Annotated in this window: 12 protein-coding genes and 1 tRNA gene; 8 read left to right on the top strand and 5 right to left on the bottom strand. The window is 53.8% G+C overall.

Features of this window, described 5'->3' with window-relative positions:
* Positions 1–42: 42 nt before the first annotated feature.
* The 4 genes from ACZ51B_RS19690 to ACZ51B_RS19675 are packed head-to-tail and all read left to right on the top strand — an operon-like array spanning position 43 to position 5,423.
* Positions 43–2,748, top strand: a complete 2,706-nt coding sequence (locus ACZ51B_RS19690; protein WP_464295052.1) for a zinc-dependent metalloprotease — start codon at positions 43–45, stop codon at positions 2,746–2,748.
* A gap of 39 nt (positions 2,749–2,787) precedes the next feature.
* Entirely contained in the window at positions 2,788–3,786 is a 999-nt protein-coding gene (locus ACZ51B_RS19685) for a hypothetical protein (RefSeq protein ID WP_464295051.1), read from the top strand.
* A gap of 9 nt (positions 3,787–3,795) precedes the next feature.
* A complete protein-coding gene (gene dacB, locus ACZ51B_RS19680; RefSeq protein ID WP_464295050.1) occupies positions 3,796–5,088 on the top strand; it encodes a D-alanyl-D-alanine carboxypeptidase/D-alanyl-D-alanine endopeptidase in 1,293 nt (430 codons plus the stop codon).
* 56 nt (positions 5,089–5,144) lie between these two features.
* Positions 5,145–5,423 (top strand): DUF5658 family protein, encoded by a 279-nt coding sequence (locus ACZ51B_RS19675; protein WP_464295049.1) that lies wholly within the window; start codon positions 5,145–5,147, stop codon positions 5,421–5,423.
* Positions 5,424–5,443: 20 nt separating this feature from the next.
* Here ACZ51B_RS19675 and ACZ51B_RS19670 read toward each other — a convergent pair whose 3' ends face one another.
* Positions 5,444–6,484, bottom strand: a complete 1,041-nt coding sequence (locus ACZ51B_RS19670) for a DUF1385 domain-containing protein (RefSeq protein WP_464295048.1) — start codon at positions 6,482–6,484, stop codon at positions 5,444–5,446.
* A gap of 371 nt (positions 6,485–6,855) precedes the next feature.
* Here ACZ51B_RS19670 and ACZ51B_RS19665 point away from each other — a divergent pair, with 371 nt between their 5' ends.
* On the top strand, positions 6,856–7,887 hold the full coding sequence (locus ACZ51B_RS19665) for a Nif3-like dinuclear metal center hexameric protein (RefSeq protein ID WP_464295047.1): 1,032 nt from the start codon (positions 6,856–6,858) through the stop codon (positions 7,885–7,887).
* Between the two features lie 3 nt (positions 7,888–7,890).
* On the opposite strand, the gene ACZ51B_RS19660 is transcribed toward ACZ51B_RS19665, so the two are convergent.
* From ACZ51B_RS19660 to ACZ51B_RS19650, 3 genes are all read right to left on the bottom strand, one after another.
* Positions 7,891–8,274: a hypothetical protein gene (locus ACZ51B_RS19660; protein ID WP_464295046.1), complete on the bottom strand. Its 384-nt coding sequence runs from the start codon at positions 8,272–8,274 to the stop codon at positions 7,891–7,893.
* 61 nt (positions 8,275–8,335) lie between these two features.
* Positions 8,336–8,411: transfer RNA gene (locus ACZ51B_RS19655), tRNA-Glu, on the bottom strand.
* Between the two features lie 75 nt (positions 8,412–8,486).
* Positions 8,487–9,806: an NlpC/P60 family protein gene (locus ACZ51B_RS19650; RefSeq protein WP_464295045.1), complete on the bottom strand. Its 1,320-nt coding sequence runs from the start codon at positions 9,804–9,806 to the stop codon at positions 8,487–8,489.
* A gap of 238 nt (positions 9,807–10,044) precedes the next feature.
* Between ACZ51B_RS19650 and ACZ51B_RS19645 the strand changes: the two genes are divergently transcribed.
* Genes ACZ51B_RS19645 through ACZ51B_RS19635 form a run of 3 tightly spaced genes read left to right on the top strand, consistent with a single transcriptional unit; the run spans position 10,045 to position 14,061 of the window.
* Positions 10,045–10,902, top strand: a complete 858-nt coding sequence (locus tag ACZ51B_RS19645; protein WP_464295044.1) for a glycosyltransferase family 2 protein — start codon at positions 10,045–10,047, stop codon at positions 10,900–10,902.
* Complete coding sequence (locus ACZ51B_RS19640) at positions 10,883–11,782, top strand: glycosyltransferase family 2 protein (RefSeq protein WP_464295043.1); 900 nt, start codon at positions 10,883–10,885, stop codon at positions 11,780–11,782. Before ACZ51B_RS19645 ends, ACZ51B_RS19640 begins: the two co-directional genes overlap by 20 nt.
* Positions 11,779–14,061 (top strand): O-antigen ligase family protein, encoded by a 2,283-nt coding sequence (locus ACZ51B_RS19635; protein WP_464295042.1) that lies wholly within the window; start codon positions 11,779–11,781, stop codon positions 14,059–14,061. Before ACZ51B_RS19640 ends, ACZ51B_RS19635 begins: the two co-directional genes overlap by 4 nt.
* Here ACZ51B_RS19635 and mrdA read toward each other — a convergent pair.
* Positions 14,058–15,914 carry a penicillin-binding protein 2 gene (mrdA, locus tag ACZ51B_RS19630; protein ID WP_464295041.1) on the bottom strand — a complete coding sequence of 619 codons (1,857 nt, stop codon included), beginning with the start codon at positions 15,912–15,914 and terminating at the stop codon, positions 14,058–14,060. The genes ACZ51B_RS19635 and mrdA overlap by 4 nt on opposite strands.
* Positions 15,915–15,917: the final 3 nt, after the last annotated feature.

The following is a 15,917-nucleotide window of genomic DNA, read 5'->3' as shown; positions in this document are numbered from 1 at the left end:
AGAGCGTACCAAGCCTTGAGAAACAGGAGATCCAACAGCCCAATGCTTCGCACCATTTCAGCCGTAGCGCTCGCGCTCGCATTCATTAACTCACCCAATCAGGCTTTTGCATCGCCAGATCAAGGGCAGAAGAAAACTCCTGCCAAAAAGGACGAGCGAACGGTCGACTACGAAAAGTTCGTGAAGGACCTGAAACGCATAGACGGCAACATGCCGCTCTATCAAAAGGGCAAAAAGATCTACCTAGAGATGCCCGAAGACAAAGTTGGGAAGCTGTTCCTCATCCAAGCGGCATTCAACACCGGCCTCAACTCCATGATGCTGCATCCAGGAATGCCGATCGGCGGTCAAGCAGTAGACGCATTTAGGTTCGACAAAGGCGAAGATTCCCTCACACTCACACGCCCCAACATCAATAACCGCTGGGACCAAGACGACGTATTCAAAATCGGCGCCGAGCGCATGTTCCCCGAGGCCTATCTCGGGACCTACCCAATCGAGCAGCAAGATCCAGAGAAAAAGCTGATCCTCGTCAACATCACGCAACTCTTTTCGGGCGAATTTCTCCACCTAAACGAGATGATCGCAGGCGGACTCGGTGGGATGTATGCACTCGACACCAGCCGCTCAGGTCCAGAAAAGGTAAAAGGTTTCCCAGATAACACCACGGTGCAAATGAAACTGCACTACTTCACGCCAAGAGGCGGTGGTGAACAAAACCCAATCCTCCAAGCACTCGGAATCAGCTCGGCAAACAGCTTAGAAGATGACCGTAGCGCACCCGTCAAAGTGACCTACACCATGTCATGGCGCAAGGACACGGGATACATTCCCAGATTTGCGGACCCTCGCGTGGGTTACTTCACCACGGACTATTTCTCGGTGGGCAGGTTCCTCAGCGCAGACAAAAACGAAAAGCTGATCAACCGCCACCAACTGGTCAAGAAAGATCCCAAAGCAGCCACTTCAGAGCCAGTCAAACCCATCGTCTTCACGCTCGATCCATCCATCCCGCCGGTCTACCGACCTGCAATCAAGGAAGGAGTCCTCTACTGGAACCGAGCCTTTGAAAAGATCGGCTTCAAGAACGCAATCCAAGTTCAAGACGCTCCCAAAGACCCCGACTACGATCACGCAGATGGACGCTACAACGTCATCCGCATGCTGGTTGGCCCAGAAGCTCCCTTCGCCGCCATTTCCCTATTAAGAACTGATCCCATCTCCGGGCAAATTCTCAACGCCAGCATCACCATCGATGGAAACCTGCTGCAAACGGTGATGGATGAGAAGCAGCGAATGCTCCCGGCCCCGCCGGAGAACGCAAAGGAACTTGCTAAAAAAGTTCTCCTGCTCGACCCCAGCCGAAAGGAGTCAGACACCCAGCTTCTATTCGAGTCCAACAAGCTCACTGAGCAAGTAGCTCAACGAGAAAAGAAATACGGCTGGACTCAAAACATCTGTGACTACGCAAACGAGAAAGCCCAACAGTCCGTCCTAGATTGGCTCGCACTCGAAGCCACCCCCGCAGGTAATCGAATCAGCCGCGAAGAATACGTGAAGCGATATCTCGCAGAGTGTGTATGCCACGAAGTAGGCCACTGCCTCGGCCTTCGCCACAACTTTGCAGGTTCAACAAATCTCACCACTGCCGAGCTAGCCGACGACAAGGTGACCAGTGATAAAGGCGTTTCCGCCAGCGTCATGGACTACACCCCGCCCAACGTCCAAGCCATTCTCAAAGGCTCCGGCAACATCTACATGAACACGGTTGGCCCCTACGATATCTGGGCCATCCAATACGGTTACACACCAAGCGAGGCAAAGACATCCATCGGCGAGAAGTACATGCTCAGCCAAATAGCGAGCCAATCCAGCGTCAGCGGTCATGCCTACATGACGGACGAAGACGCAGATAACTTCAACCCCGACGCCGTCAGATTCGACTGTGCACGAGATCCGCTAGAGTTCTCGGCCAAGCAGATCCAAGCCTTCCAACGCGCACGTCAGTACGCCATCAAGAATCTCCCCCGCAAAGGCGAGAGCTACAGCGAACGAACCGTCGCGATCCTAAACTCGATCTTAAGATCGTTCCGGGAAGGACAAATCGCCGCCCGATTCCTTGGCGGAACCTACTACAACCGGAACTTCAAAGGCGACACAAACGAGAAGCCAACGCTGCAACCCGTGAGTCCCCAAACTCAGCGAGAAGCCATGCGACTCATCGTTCAGAGCTTCTTCAGCCCAGGCGCCTTCGATCTCCCGCCAAATGTCCTGAACACCCTCTCGCTTAACGACGAAGGAGGCGGATGGACAGCCCCAATTCGGACGATCATCGGCAACAGCCAGTCAAGCCTGTTGGCACTCTCCATGAGCGCCAGCACAACGAACAAGATCGTTGAAAACGCATTCAAGACGCCCACCGGTGCCTACTCCATCGAAGAACACTACGGAACCATTCTCGGAAACATCTTTACCGAGGTTGGACAAAACAAGCCCATCAAACCCTTGCGTCGAGATCTCCAGCTCTTCGCCCTCAACGGCCTGATCATTCAAGCCGGAGCACCGGGCAATGCCATTTCTGAGGAAGTTCGAGTGGTATGCAACGACTCACTCAAGCGACTGAATCAACGTTTTGTCTCTCAACTCAAGAGCGGCTCGAACCTTGATTCCATCACCAAGCTACATTTACAGGAAATGCACGACCAAATTGGGCGTTTCATGAACCGACAACTCAGCATCTCTCGGTAAGATGTTATAGGTGGGAGCCACAATCTCCCACCTTGAAACATGAGCGGACAACCTACGATTGACGACACTGGTGAATTGCTCGCATCTGAATTGCGAGACTATCTAGACCGCTGTGTCGCCAAAGCTTCCGGAAACACAACAGCCGCTAAGCCCAGCCACAGAGTCAAATTCCAGTGGCCCCCGCACCCAATCAGCTACAGTTTCCACGTCATCGCGTCCGATTGGACCGCACACTCGCATTTCGAGGCACACGGCGAGACCTTCAAAGTCAAAATCGCACGTACCCCGAACGGCGTCTTTGGACGATGCGACGAGATCTGGTACGAAGCCCGTGGCGGTACGGAAGAAGAGATGCTCGCGAACCTCAGAGCCGGCGCCGAACCGCTCTTCCACCGACAGCTCCGAATCAACCGCACCTTGGAAGAGGAAGGCCGGTTTAAGCGACACTTCCGCGAGCTCTCCCCCATCGAACTGTTCAAGCTTCTCTACTGCGAAGATAGAGATGTCGCAAACGACGCGCGTATCGAAATCGAAACCCACGCCAGCTCCTACCGCTTCCTCCCTGCTCTGCTTTCAGTCCTAGACGATCGCACCCACCGACACAGACGGTCTGCCCAATGGTGCGTTCTGGACCTCTTCGAAGACCTCCCTACCTACTGCAAAGCACCAGGCGACGAACACAAAGCCATCGAGAGCATCAAAAACCTCATCTGGGATGCAGAAGACGACTACGCACGCACCGTCTACAAAGCCGGAGTCGTACTGGGCGGCCACATCCCCCACACCATCGGCGGTCCAACCCTTTTGGAATGCCTCAAGGCCCCAAGCAAAATCGGACGTCGTTCAGCAATCCATGGCCTGTTTCATGTTGTCGAATGGCTGCCCGAGATGAGAATCCCCGTGGTAGAAGCTCTTTACGAAGCAGTCGATCGCGAACCGCACCCAGTCCTTCAAGAATACGCACGCCACATGGCACGAGACATCGCTGCCGGCGAAACCGACCACGTCCCAGATCCCATCTTTGATGAAGAACGGTAAAACAGCAAAATGCTCGCATGTATCGCGTTCTGGCAAGCAACGGGTCAAATCGACCAAGCCCTGAACGACTGGCATCTGCAAGGCGCAACTGTCTCTGTATCCATCTGCGACACCGAAGGACACGTCATCTTCGAGCGAAACCCACAAACCCACCTGGTCCCTGCAAGTAACCAAAAACTGCTCTCCTGCGCCTTTGCGCTTTGGTCTCTCGGCCCAGACTTTCGACCAACCACCCAAATCTGGCAGGAACCCGATCGAACAGTTGTAGAGACCAGCGGCGACCCGCTCCTAACCTTCGCCCAACTCCAGCAAGTCGCGAAGAAGCTCAATCATCGCCTTCCAATCTACGTCAAAGAGCCCTACGCACCAGGCATCCCGCCAGGCTGGGACTACGACGATCTCCCCAACAAATACGCAGCACCAATTTCAGCCTTCACCGTGGACCGAGGCTCATACGAACTCTGGGCAGACAAAGGACGCCCCGTGCTCTTACCAAACAATTACGGCCAAAAAATCGAATACCGCCGGTCGAATCAGCCCCTGGTGATCCGTTACGATCCCATCAAAAAGAAACTCAAAGTAACCGGCACACTCCCAAGAACCCGAACCCGACTAGACACATTAGCCCTGCACAAACCCGACGCCGCAGCCGCTTCCCTGTTAGGTTCAAAGTTTCACCGAACCGCCCAAGTCCCCACTCGAAAGCCCGATTTCACTATCCAAGGCTCATCCATCGCCCAAACCCTACAAGCGTGCCTCCCACTAAGTGACAACAATCTCGCCGAACAGCTCCTGCTCTTAGGAGCGCTAAGGCAAGGCGACCTAGGTGCAAAGCCCTACGAAGTAGCAACGCAGCGACTCAAAAATTTCCTCACGCGCGAAGTAGGCATCCAGCCCACCGATGTGTCCCCCGCAGACGGCTCTGGCCTAGGACGCCAGAACCTCGTGACCACCAAGGCCATCACCACCTTGCTCCTCTGGTCCCAAAAGCAACCCACGTATCCACTCTGGAAATCGACCCTCGCTCAGCCAGGCCTCAGCACCCTCAAAACACGGCTGAACGGCATCAAATTCCAAGGCAAAACCGGGACCCTGAAGCACGTCGCTTCCCTTTCTGGCTACTTGCAAACAGACTCTGGCAAAGAGCTCGTTGTGAGCGTAATTCTCAACAATTTCACATGCTCAGAATCCGTAGCCAAGGCCCAAATCGACACCTTCTTAACCACCCTTGCCCACAGCAAATTTGACCATTCTCAGGTTCAAGAAAAAATATTGCAAAAGAATTTCATAACAAAACACTGAAAGGCATACCGTTTGCATCAGTGTCTTACATGAGTGCATTATTCCCAACTAAAAGCTTGTTGCTCTTAATTCTGATTGGACTCATCGATCTCGTGAGTACCGCAGTGTTGCACGCTCAAGGTCTTATCGTCGAAATGAATCCTCTCATGAGGGTCTTCCTAGAAAAAAGCGAATGGGGATTCGCAATCGTCAAAGGAGCTACCCTCGTTGCAGCCTGGATCGTCATGCGAAACTACGCAAAGCACAACCGAGCTTTCGTCAGAACCGTCTGCATCTGGGGCAGCGTGGCATACGTAACCATCTGGGTCAGCTGGTTCTTCGGCGGACATGCCTGAAAGAACCAGCAAAGAATGACTTAAGCAGTCGTAGCCGTAACAAGTGTCGTGGCATCTTCTTCAGCCACAAAACCCCGCTCCTCAGCATCAATACACGCCTGCAGAGCCAAAACCGCCACCTCAACATGCCGCTCCTCAGGCTCCCGAGTCGTCAAATACTGACTCATCAACCCAGGCGCAAACAAAACATTCACCAGCGCTGCATTGCGGAACTTGCCAGCCATACGAAGCAGCTCATACGAGATGCCAGCAATCGGCATCAACAACACGATCTCCATCGCCACCCGAATCGTGATGTTTGCAAACTTCGCGTGCTCCCCAAACAGATATCGAGGCAAGAAAGTGAACACCACAAAACTGACGATCAACACAATAATAGCGAAGCTCGTACCACAGCGAGGATGAAGCCGCGTCTGCTTCAAGCTATTCTCCATGTTCAGTTCCTGATCAGCTTCCATCACATTGATCGCCTTATGCTCAGCCCCGTGATACTTGAACACTTCCCGAATATCCGGAAGCTGCCCGATAAGCGCGATATAACCAAAGAAGAACACGATCTTCACGATCTCAGTGATCATGTTCGTGACAGTAGGCGACGCCTTTAAAGGGCCACGAGAAAACTCGGCAACCACGTTCGGCAGGTATTGGAATATGAAAAGCCCGAGTCCGAGACTCAAAATCATCGTAGCGCCAACAGCCACTTCCTGAATCCGTGCGTTGCGAACCACCACCACCCCATCCACAGGCGCTACCTGTGCTGCCGTGCCGGGTGCTACCACAACCTCAGGAACCGCATACTTAGGATCCATCTGAATGTTCGTCGCAAACCGCATCGCGCGGATGCCCAATGCCATGCTGTCAAGCAAAGCCAAAGAGCCTCTCAAAAATGGCAACTTCAACCACTTCTGACGCCCAATCCAAGTCTTCTCTATGGCCTCTGTTCGAACAATGATCTCTCCGTTTGGCGCGCGGCACGCCACCGAAAAGAATCGAGGCGAGCGCATCATAACGCCTTCAACAATCGCTTGGCCGCCGTACTGTAGATACTCGCCTTTAGGCATTGAGCAAGTATACAGCCGAGGTTTGCCTAGAAGTTTGTTAAGAAATTCAAGAAAGGTCGCACAAAACCCGAACATGTTGCGTCATAACTATGTAGCTTGATAGCACTAAGGAGGGCTCAATGCCAACAGGAAACAATCCTGAAGGACTGAAGCTCACCGAAGAAGAAGCATTCGCGCTCCTAGGCTTGTGTCTCACAAGTCCAACAGGGTTAGATGCAACTTCCGAGAAAGCGTTAAGAAAACTGGCGGATTATTGTACGAACAGCACTTGTAATTCATTTCAGCACGCCGGATACCACTTAACGCGTGAGCTAGGCAAAGCAGGGGCATAATAGCCCCTGTTTCCTATTTAAGCCTGGCAAAATGGAGATATGCCCCGAGTCTCCGACATTCTCCAATCTCTAGAGCAGATCGCTCCAACCCGCTACACGTTCGAATTCGATAAGGTTGGCCTCCAAGTAGGCGACCCACATCAGACAGTAACACACGCCGTAGTAGCATTGGATCGCTCCCTCGGCGCAGTCCGTTTCGCACAAGAACTGGGTGCTCAATTGTTATTGACACACCATCCGTTAATCTTCTCCCCACTCAACACCGTCGACACGCGAAGCCACGTCGGCCGTACAGTCTTCGAACTGGTCCAGTCGGGCATCAGTTTCATAGCCGCCCACACCAACTGGGACTCCGCGCAAGGCGGCATCAACGATACTCTTGCTCAAATCCTCGGCCTCAAATCAGTCAAGGCCTTCGGGTCCGGAGCAATGGTCGCCCAACGCAAACTCACCTTCCTCTGCCCCCAAGAGAACGCTCTAACCATCATCGATGCCCTCTCATCAGCCGGTGCCGAAATCGTCGGAACCTATCAAACCCACCCTCTTCAAACAGAAACTCTCCAACAACTCAAAGTAGAAATGGTCCTCCGTGAAGACCAGGTCAAACAGGTCGTAAAGGCCCTAGAACGCGCACACCCTGCCGAACAGCCGCCATACGACATTCTCACCGCCCAAACCGTCTGCGAGCAGCCAGCGGGCCGTATAGGCGACATAGATCCTCTCACCTTCCGAGATTTCGTCAGCACGGTAAGTGAACGCCTCGACGTAAACGCCTGGGCATGGGGCGATCCCGAAAAGAAGGTCCGAAAAGTCGCAGTCGTAGGCGGAGCGGCAGACGGAGAATGGATCCACGCACAGCGTGCAGGAGCCGATGTCCTCGTGACCGGAGAAGTAAAACAACACGTAGCCCTAGAAGCTGCCGAAAGCGGACTCCTCATCATCGCCGCGGGCCACTACCAAACCGAGCATCCCGGCTGCGAAACCCTACGCAACCGACTGGCCGAACTCCAGCCAGACATCGAGTGGACCCTCTACGCCCCCAAACCAGGCTTCTCCGGCCGCCCTCTCTAACATCTACTTAGGAGAACTGGGGCAATCGAGACTAAACTCGCTCATTGCCTCTTCCCCATTCGCACTCAACACCGGCTTCACCAAAAGCCGAACCCGCCCGTGCTCCACCACCTCAGAACGGAACGAGTATCCACTCGCAATCCCCTTCGGATACCGTGTGCTCAATTCGGCCCCACTCCCCATCACACTACCAAAAGCTGAGTAATCCACAGGGACCCGATGACGCGAGCAATAAACCTTGATGAAGTAGCTCTGCGTGTCTTGAAGAGCAAAACTCAACTGCAGATGCTCTTTATATCGCTCAAGCTTGCCAGCCAGCCATACAAAGCCTACAATGAGTAACAACACAAAACCTAAGCAACCAAACCGATACACATTAGGATTCATGACCGTTGAGATGAGAAGCGGTCCAATTCCTTCTGAAGACTGAAGGAATTGTTAAGAAGAGTGGTAGCCCGGACGGGACTCGAACCCGCGACCTCCGCCGTGAAAGGGCGGCATCCTAACCACTAGACGACCGGGCCAGACGAGAAAGATTATGCGTTAAAAAGGGCGCTGAACTCAAGCCCAGCGCCCTATCTTTCAAAGAAACCTCGACTTTATTCGCCGGATTCAACTGACGAAGTCTTCGATTCCGTTGGTTTACTAGCTAACTCTTCCTTAACCTCAACCTTCGGCTTAGGCTTGGAAGCAACTTGAGTCTTTGCCTTCTTCGACACAACCCGTCGAGCCTTCGAGTAGTGGTTGGCATAAAATCCGTCGTTCAACGAATTGACCTGAACCTTACCGCCGCCGCTGCTCGCGTGGATAAACTTGCCGTTCCCCATGTAGATGCCCACATGGTTGATTCGGCGACCGCGTCCAGTATGGAAGAACACCAAATCTCCAGGCTTCAAGTGGCTGCGATCAACGCCTTGACCAATCGAAGACTGCTCACCGCTGGTTCGTGGAAGCTTAACGCCCTGGCTTCGGAAAACCTGTGTAGTAAAGCCGCTGCAGTCCGTACCCGAACGAGACGCCTGTCCCCAGCGGTATCGAACGCCCGCATAAGTCTTGGCCTTCTCCAGCAATCCGCTACCGTCTCCCAAACCTGCCATCGCATAAGTCTGAGAGTGCCGAGTCCCGCGTCTAGCCGTTGAAGCAACACGCTCCGTTCGTCGCCGTCGTGGTGCGGCTGGCTCTTCTTCCCGTGCAACTCGCACGTTCTTGCTAGCCTTAAGAAAATCTCCGCGCATCCAGCCAACCGTTCCCTTAGGGAAGCGAAGCTTGTACCAGCCGTCCTCATGGTCCAAAATGACCACACGGGTGCCAGAATCGACAGTCGTGATACTGTCCTCGTCGCGACCAGGACCGCGCCGGATCGTCACATCATCCGATGTAACCACCGCATAGTGAGATCGAATTCGTGATTTCTTGGAAGAACCGCTGCTCGCGACTTCACTGTGACTCGAAGATCCAGGAATATTGATCTTCTTGCCAGGTCGCAAGCGATTCCAATTCACGCCAGGGTTCAGCTGCTTAATGACCGATACGGTCACGCCTGCCTTGCGTGCAATGGTCCAATCGTTGTCATCTTCCGAGACAACATAGGTCTGAGGCTTTGAGGCCTTCTTACCCTTGGAAGATTTGGCTACATGAACAGAAGAGGATGAATGTGAGGAACCTGGGACGGTAAGTCGAAGTCCAATCTTTAGGTTCTCCCACTTGACACCTGGGTTCAGCGCCTTGAGTTGTGGGGTGTAAAGGTGAAATTTGTGCGCAATGGTGAAATCAGAATCACCGTTCTGGACGATATAAACGCCCTTCGAACTATGCGGTTTTTTGGAATGAGACGCGTGGTCTTTGTGGGTCTTTGTCGATGCTGCTGCAGTGCTAGCTGCGAGCAGGGTTAATCCTAAGGTTAGATTCTTGATTGGCAAGCTTTCCTCCTCCCACACCTACGATCGGTGTTTGCCCTTCTCCCGCGAAGGGACTCCCCCGGGCTTCTGCTAGCAGTGTAGCGGGGAAAAAGGGATGTTGTCAACAGCACTTGATGTACATGTCACTATGGCTACTATCTGATTCTCGGACGTAGACCGCAATTTCCACAGGGTACCCGTCCCACAAGCACAGTTTTGAACTTGCAACACGGGCTCCGAGAGTACAATTTGCCTGCCCATGATCAGCATCTTAATCGTGAATTGGAACACCCGCGAGCTGCTTCGATCATGCCTCCATTCGATGCTAAACTTCCCTCCAAACGAGCCATTTGAGGTCGTTGTTGTGGACAATGCCTCCACAGACGGAAGCGCTGAGATGGTCCTAGAAAACTTTCCCAACGTTAAATTAATCGCAAGTCAGCAAAATACGGGCTACGCAAAGGGAAATAATCTTGCATTTGCAAATTCCGAGGGGGACTTAATGCTCACTTTGAACCCCGACACGGAACTGACAGACAATTCTCTCGACAAAGCAGCCGCGATTCTCAGGAAACATCCCAAAGTCGGCTGCCTGGGTGTCAAACAAATAGGCCTCGATGGAAACATCCAAAGATCGGTACGCGGATTCCCCTCCATCATCGGAATCCTTGGCGCACTGTTCAAAATCCGAAAAGGTCCATTCGACTCCTACAGCCTCACACACTTCGATTACCAATCAGAAAGTCTCGCCCCTCAACCCATGGGCACCTTCCTCATGTTCAAACGCGAAGCGATCGCATCAGTGGGAGATCCTCACAAGCCCTTCGACGAAGGCTTCCCCATCTTCTTCAACGAGGTTGATCTTCTCTACCGACTAAAAACTGCTGGATGGGACTGCCTATACACACCAGAGGCACAGATATTGCACCATGGAGGAGAAAGCACCAAGCAAGTCCGTAAAAGCATGATATGGGAGTCCCACCGAAGTCTCATGCGCTATTTACGAAAGCATCACGGAACCGGAGTTCGCTCTTTGGGGTTGATGCTGGTAGCAGGCGTCGTCTATGCGGCCGCCTTTGTGCGTGCGAAAGGTTACGATGCCGGATTTAGAGCTTAGCGTTACGATCTGCAGTTGGAACACCCAGGGAGACCTGCGAGACTGCCTCAACAGCCTTCAGGCAGTTCGAGGCGAAGCAGAGTTTGAAGTTCTCGTGTGCGACAACAACTCAGAAGACAACTCCGCCGAAATGGTCGCAAACGAGTTCCCCTGGGTCCGACTCTTTGCAAAGTCCACCAATCTCGGATTCACAGGCGGTCACAACTTCCTCCTCGCAGAGCGCCTAGCACCCCACGCACTCCTACTCAACTCCGACACAATCGTCCACCCAGGAGCCCTGCGCATACTCCTCGACTACCTCCGAGACTTTCCCGAAGCAGGAATCATCGGCCCCAAACTGCTCAATCCAGACGGCTCACTCCAATTCAGCTGCCGAAGGTTCCCAAACCCATTGGCCGCCCTCTTCAGAAACACCCCACTCGGCAAACTCTTTCCCAACAATCGCTTCACCCGCGATTACCTGATGCAAGACTGGAACCACGACGAAACCCGCGAGGTCGACTGGCTCTCTGGCGCAGCCATCCTCGGACGTAAAGAACTCATCGATAAAATCGGCTTCCTCGACCCAGAATATTTCATGTTCTGCGAAGACGTAGACTGGTGCTTCCGCTGCTGGAAGGCAGGCTTCAAAGTAGTCTACGTCCCCCACGGCCAGATCACCCACGCCATCGGACGCAGCACCGATAAAGCCCCCAACCGAATGATTGGCGGCTTCCACAAATCCATGCTGCTCTTCTATAAAAAGAACATGCTGCCGCAGATTGCACTGCCCCTACGTCCTTTTGCATACTTAGGTGCCGCAGCAGCACTCTTCCTCAGAGCCGGGCTCTTTATCACTAAGAACAGGATCGACAACATAAAGCGACGTAGAAGCCGATGAAGACTCGACTTGAAACCAGAACAATCCTACTGATCCTCACGGCTCTCATCGCCCCCATCTTCGGGGGCTACATCATCACGGACCAGACCACACTTGGAACCGGCCTCGGAGAACTACTCTCAGCGGCACTAGGCGGCTCGGACGCACCCATCACGTCCCACCTTCTAATCGCCCTACCAGCCCTCATCGCATTCTTGATGCTCTTCGTCAAGAGAAAAATCGTCCAAGTCCCAAATCAGAACCTCATGGCCGCAGTCCTGATGTTCTTCTTCTTTCTCCTCGCCTCCATCCCAGTCAGCAGCTACCGCGTTCTTTCAGCATCGACCGTAGCCGAGTGGCTGATGTACGGCTTCGCATTCTTTGCCGTAGTCGGAGGTGCCGGTCGTCTCGCAGGCCCGCAAGCAATCCTCGCCGCAACCGGCGGTGGCTCCGGCATCGTCGCCATGAAATGCATCCTGGAATACGCCAGCATGCGTGCCTCAGACCCATCTTGGCGAGTCTTCGGCGGCTGGGTGAACCCCAATGCAACTGCAGCAATGCTCCTCATCGGCTTCTTCTGCTGCGCAGCCATCGGAGTCCAGCGAGAACGACTAGAACGCCTCCTAGCCTTCGCCGGAGCGTCCCTCATCCTCTTCGCAATGGTTCTGACAGGTTCCAAGGGCGCCGTCTCCCTAGCCCTACCAACCGGCACCCTCATCTTCTGCCTAGGCCTAGCCGCAAACAAAGAATCCAAACGATTAGCCCTCTCGTTTGTCCTCAGCTTCTTAACGCTTCTCGTAATTGCCTACTGCTTCCTCAAGAACATCGGCTACGTAGGACTCGTGCTCAGTCTCATCGTCGGTAGCTTCTCCCTCGTCGCCTCCGGCAATAAGGCAAACCTACCAAAAGTTCTCTCCCCATTCGTCGCCGGAGCACTCCTGCTCGCACTTCTCACCGTCTCCGCACCCAAAACATCCGGCGACACCTCCACACCCATCGGACGTGTAGCCAGCGGTGGCGCCACAACACAAGATCAGTCAGCAACCTTCCGGCTCAATCTCTGGAAAAGCGCAGGCTCTCTCATCAAAGATCGCCCCATCCTTGGCTACGGAATGGGTACCTACCGGTACGAGTCCGGACGCCCTGGCCTGACCACCCTCACCATCTTCGCCCACAATGTCTATCTCCAACTCTGGGCAGAAGCCGGTTTCGGAGCCTTCGCAAGCTTTATCGTAATCCTGGCTCTCTGGCTGGGCCTCGTCCTCAAGAACTTCCGATCCCTCTCTCCAACACAGAGAACGGTCCTCTCAGGCGTCCTAGCCGCCGTATTCAGCCTGCTCGCCCACGCCCTGGTAGATAGCGACCTCTTCTACTTCGGCATCGGCATCAGCTTCTTCATGCTCCTAGGCGTAGGACTTCTCGTAAGCAACGACTCCGTAGCCCCCGAGTTCGTCCCCAAAACCCTCCGGTACACCGCAATCACTGGAACAGCCCTCGCCACTCTGCTACTGCTTTTCTTCAGCCAGCTGGACAACACCAAAGCCAACTTCAGATCCTTGCTCCGAGGCGGTGACACACAAGGCGCAATTGCCGTTGCCGAATCGCTCAACTCCTTCGCCTCCTTCGACGGTGACGCAGCATTCTACGTCGCAAAAACAAAGCAGGGTCAGGACCGAACGACTTACCTAAAACAGGCATTCGAGCTACAACCAACCGGAAGGATCGCCCGAGAGTTCGCATCCGACCTCGCAAGAAACAACCAACTTTCGGCAGCCACAGCAACCTTGAGAGAAGCCCTCCAGCGAGACCCAAACAACCTAATCACACTCATGCGGCTTCTCGAACTCCAAGTAAACGCAAACCTGACCGAAGACGCGGTCAAAACTGCCAAACAAATGGTCGGAATCGAATCACTTCCCTACTTCAAAATTCGCAGCCTTGCCGATCTCGTCCCAACGGAGACCTACATGGCACGCTTCATGGTCCTAGTTGGCGCAGAGAGCGACACAACGAAAAAGGCAGGAATTTTGAGAGACGGAGTCCTGGGAATGCTCTCTTACACAACCACCACGGTCCCAATCGTCATCAGCGAAACCAAGAAGGACCCAGCATTCGTCTACGCAGGCACCGAAGACGTCCGAGTAGTCTTAACCAAGCTCAAAACGGCAAAAGAAGCCGCCGACAAAGCCGCTGCCCTCTACCATCAACTTGGAGATACCGAGCACGAGAAAGAGATGCAGAAAGCGTCGGAGACATTCTCCCAAGCAGTACCGGCTGAAATGCAACCCAAGCAGCCTTAAGGCTTTCGCACAGCAGCAGACACCGATGGAGATCCCGTCGGTGTCTTCCCAGCAACACTCTTGTTAAGCCCGTCAAGATAGGCCTTCACAACCTCACGAGCAATTGGGGCGGCAACTTCTCCACCATGCCCCGCGTCCTCAATCAGAACGCAGATCGCAATCTTCGGGTTGTCATAAGGTGCGTAACCCACAAACCAGGCGTGAGTCTTCTTCTCTTTCTGGCCGGCCACCTTCACGCCGTGTTCGGTACTTCCCGTCTTACCAGCCCACTTCACTCCAGGAATCATCGCCGACTGCCCGGTGCCACCCTTATCGATAACTCCCGCAAGAGCATTCTGCACAGCGTCCCAAAAACTCTCAGGAGCATTGACCTTCCGGAGCACCTGACCAGTGATAACCTTCGACTCACTCAGCCCGTCAGCAGCGCGAATCTCCTTCACGACGTGCGGCTTATAACAAGTTCCCTTGTTCGCAACCGTAGCAACCAGATTCGCCATCTGGAGCGGAGTGCAGCTGATATCACCCTGACCAATCGAAAAGTTGATCGTGTCGCCACCATACCAACCACGCTTATAGTGGCGCTTAAACCACTCAGCAGTCGGCACAATGCCCCGAGACTCACCGTTCACATCAAAGTCAGATCGCTGCCCCAGCCCTAGCTCAAGCGCGGCCGTCCGAAGCTCATTCTCACCCACGTGCCTGCCCATCTCGGCAAAATACACGTTGCAAGACTTCTGCATCGCTCGGTCATAGCTAATCGTCCCGTGATTGCCCAAACACTTGACCCAGCGCTTGCCCACATACAAGCCACCCGCACAGTAAGCCGTAGAATGCGGATCAAACTTGCCCTGATTCTGAGCAGCCAAACTCGTAACAATCTTAAAAGTCGAACCAGGAGAGTAACTGCTCACCAATGCACGGTTGATCATCGGGTGCCGGGGATCATCGCTAAGCTTTGCGTAATCCTCTTTGCTAATTCCCGCCTCAAACAGACTCTGGTTAAAGGTAGGCGCACTCACCATGCAAAGGATCTCCCCGTTGTTAGGGTCCAGCGCCACCACCGCACCAATAAACTTCTTCTCTTCCATCAAGTGCGAAGCCAACTTCTGCAGTTTGCTGTCCACACTCAAAATCAGCTGACTGCCAGGCACCGGGTTATCGCGACCGACAACACGTAGAGGATGCCCCTTGGCATCAACCTCCATCCGCTCAGCCCCCGCTTCACCCATCAAATCGGCTTCGTAGGCCTTCTCAAGTCCGGCCTTACCCACGTATTCCGCAGGCGTCCGCCCCTTCTCTGCAATCTTCTTCTTGTCAGCATCATTCGGCAAACGAACGTAGCCCAACAAGTGCGTATAGGAAGTCGTATCGGGGTAATACCGCATGGGCGCAGTCTCCACCCCAATCCCCGGCAAGTCATCCCCCGCCTCCGCAATCCGAGTACCCGTCTTAATGTCCGCCCCAATGTAAATAGGAACCGGAATCTCGGGAGTCCGCCGGGCATCCAACAACTTCTGCTTCAACTTCTTGGGGTCGATTCCAAGCATCGCAGCAAGCTTCTCCTGAACACCAGGGTTCTTACTAATCGTCTTATAAACCCCCGTGATCACAATCTGCGGTCGAACGCCAGCAATCACACTCCCATTGCGATCAAACACCAGCCCTCTAGGCGCAGGCTTCAAAACCCGCTGCTCCCTCGAAGCTGATGCTCGCTCGGTCAGTTCCTGAGACTTAACAACCTGGAAATACCAGAGCCGAAAGAACAACACCCCCAGCAAAGAAAACGTAACTGCTGGAAACACCACCAGACGAAGATCTAGCTCAGGCTTCTTGGGTGTGTGAATAACTGACAAAGA

Source organism: Fimbriimonas sp. LA-C6, assembly GCF_055398105.1.
The sequence above is the reverse complement of the archived record's forward strand: the minus strand, read 5'-3'. Positions and strand labels throughout refer to the sequence as shown.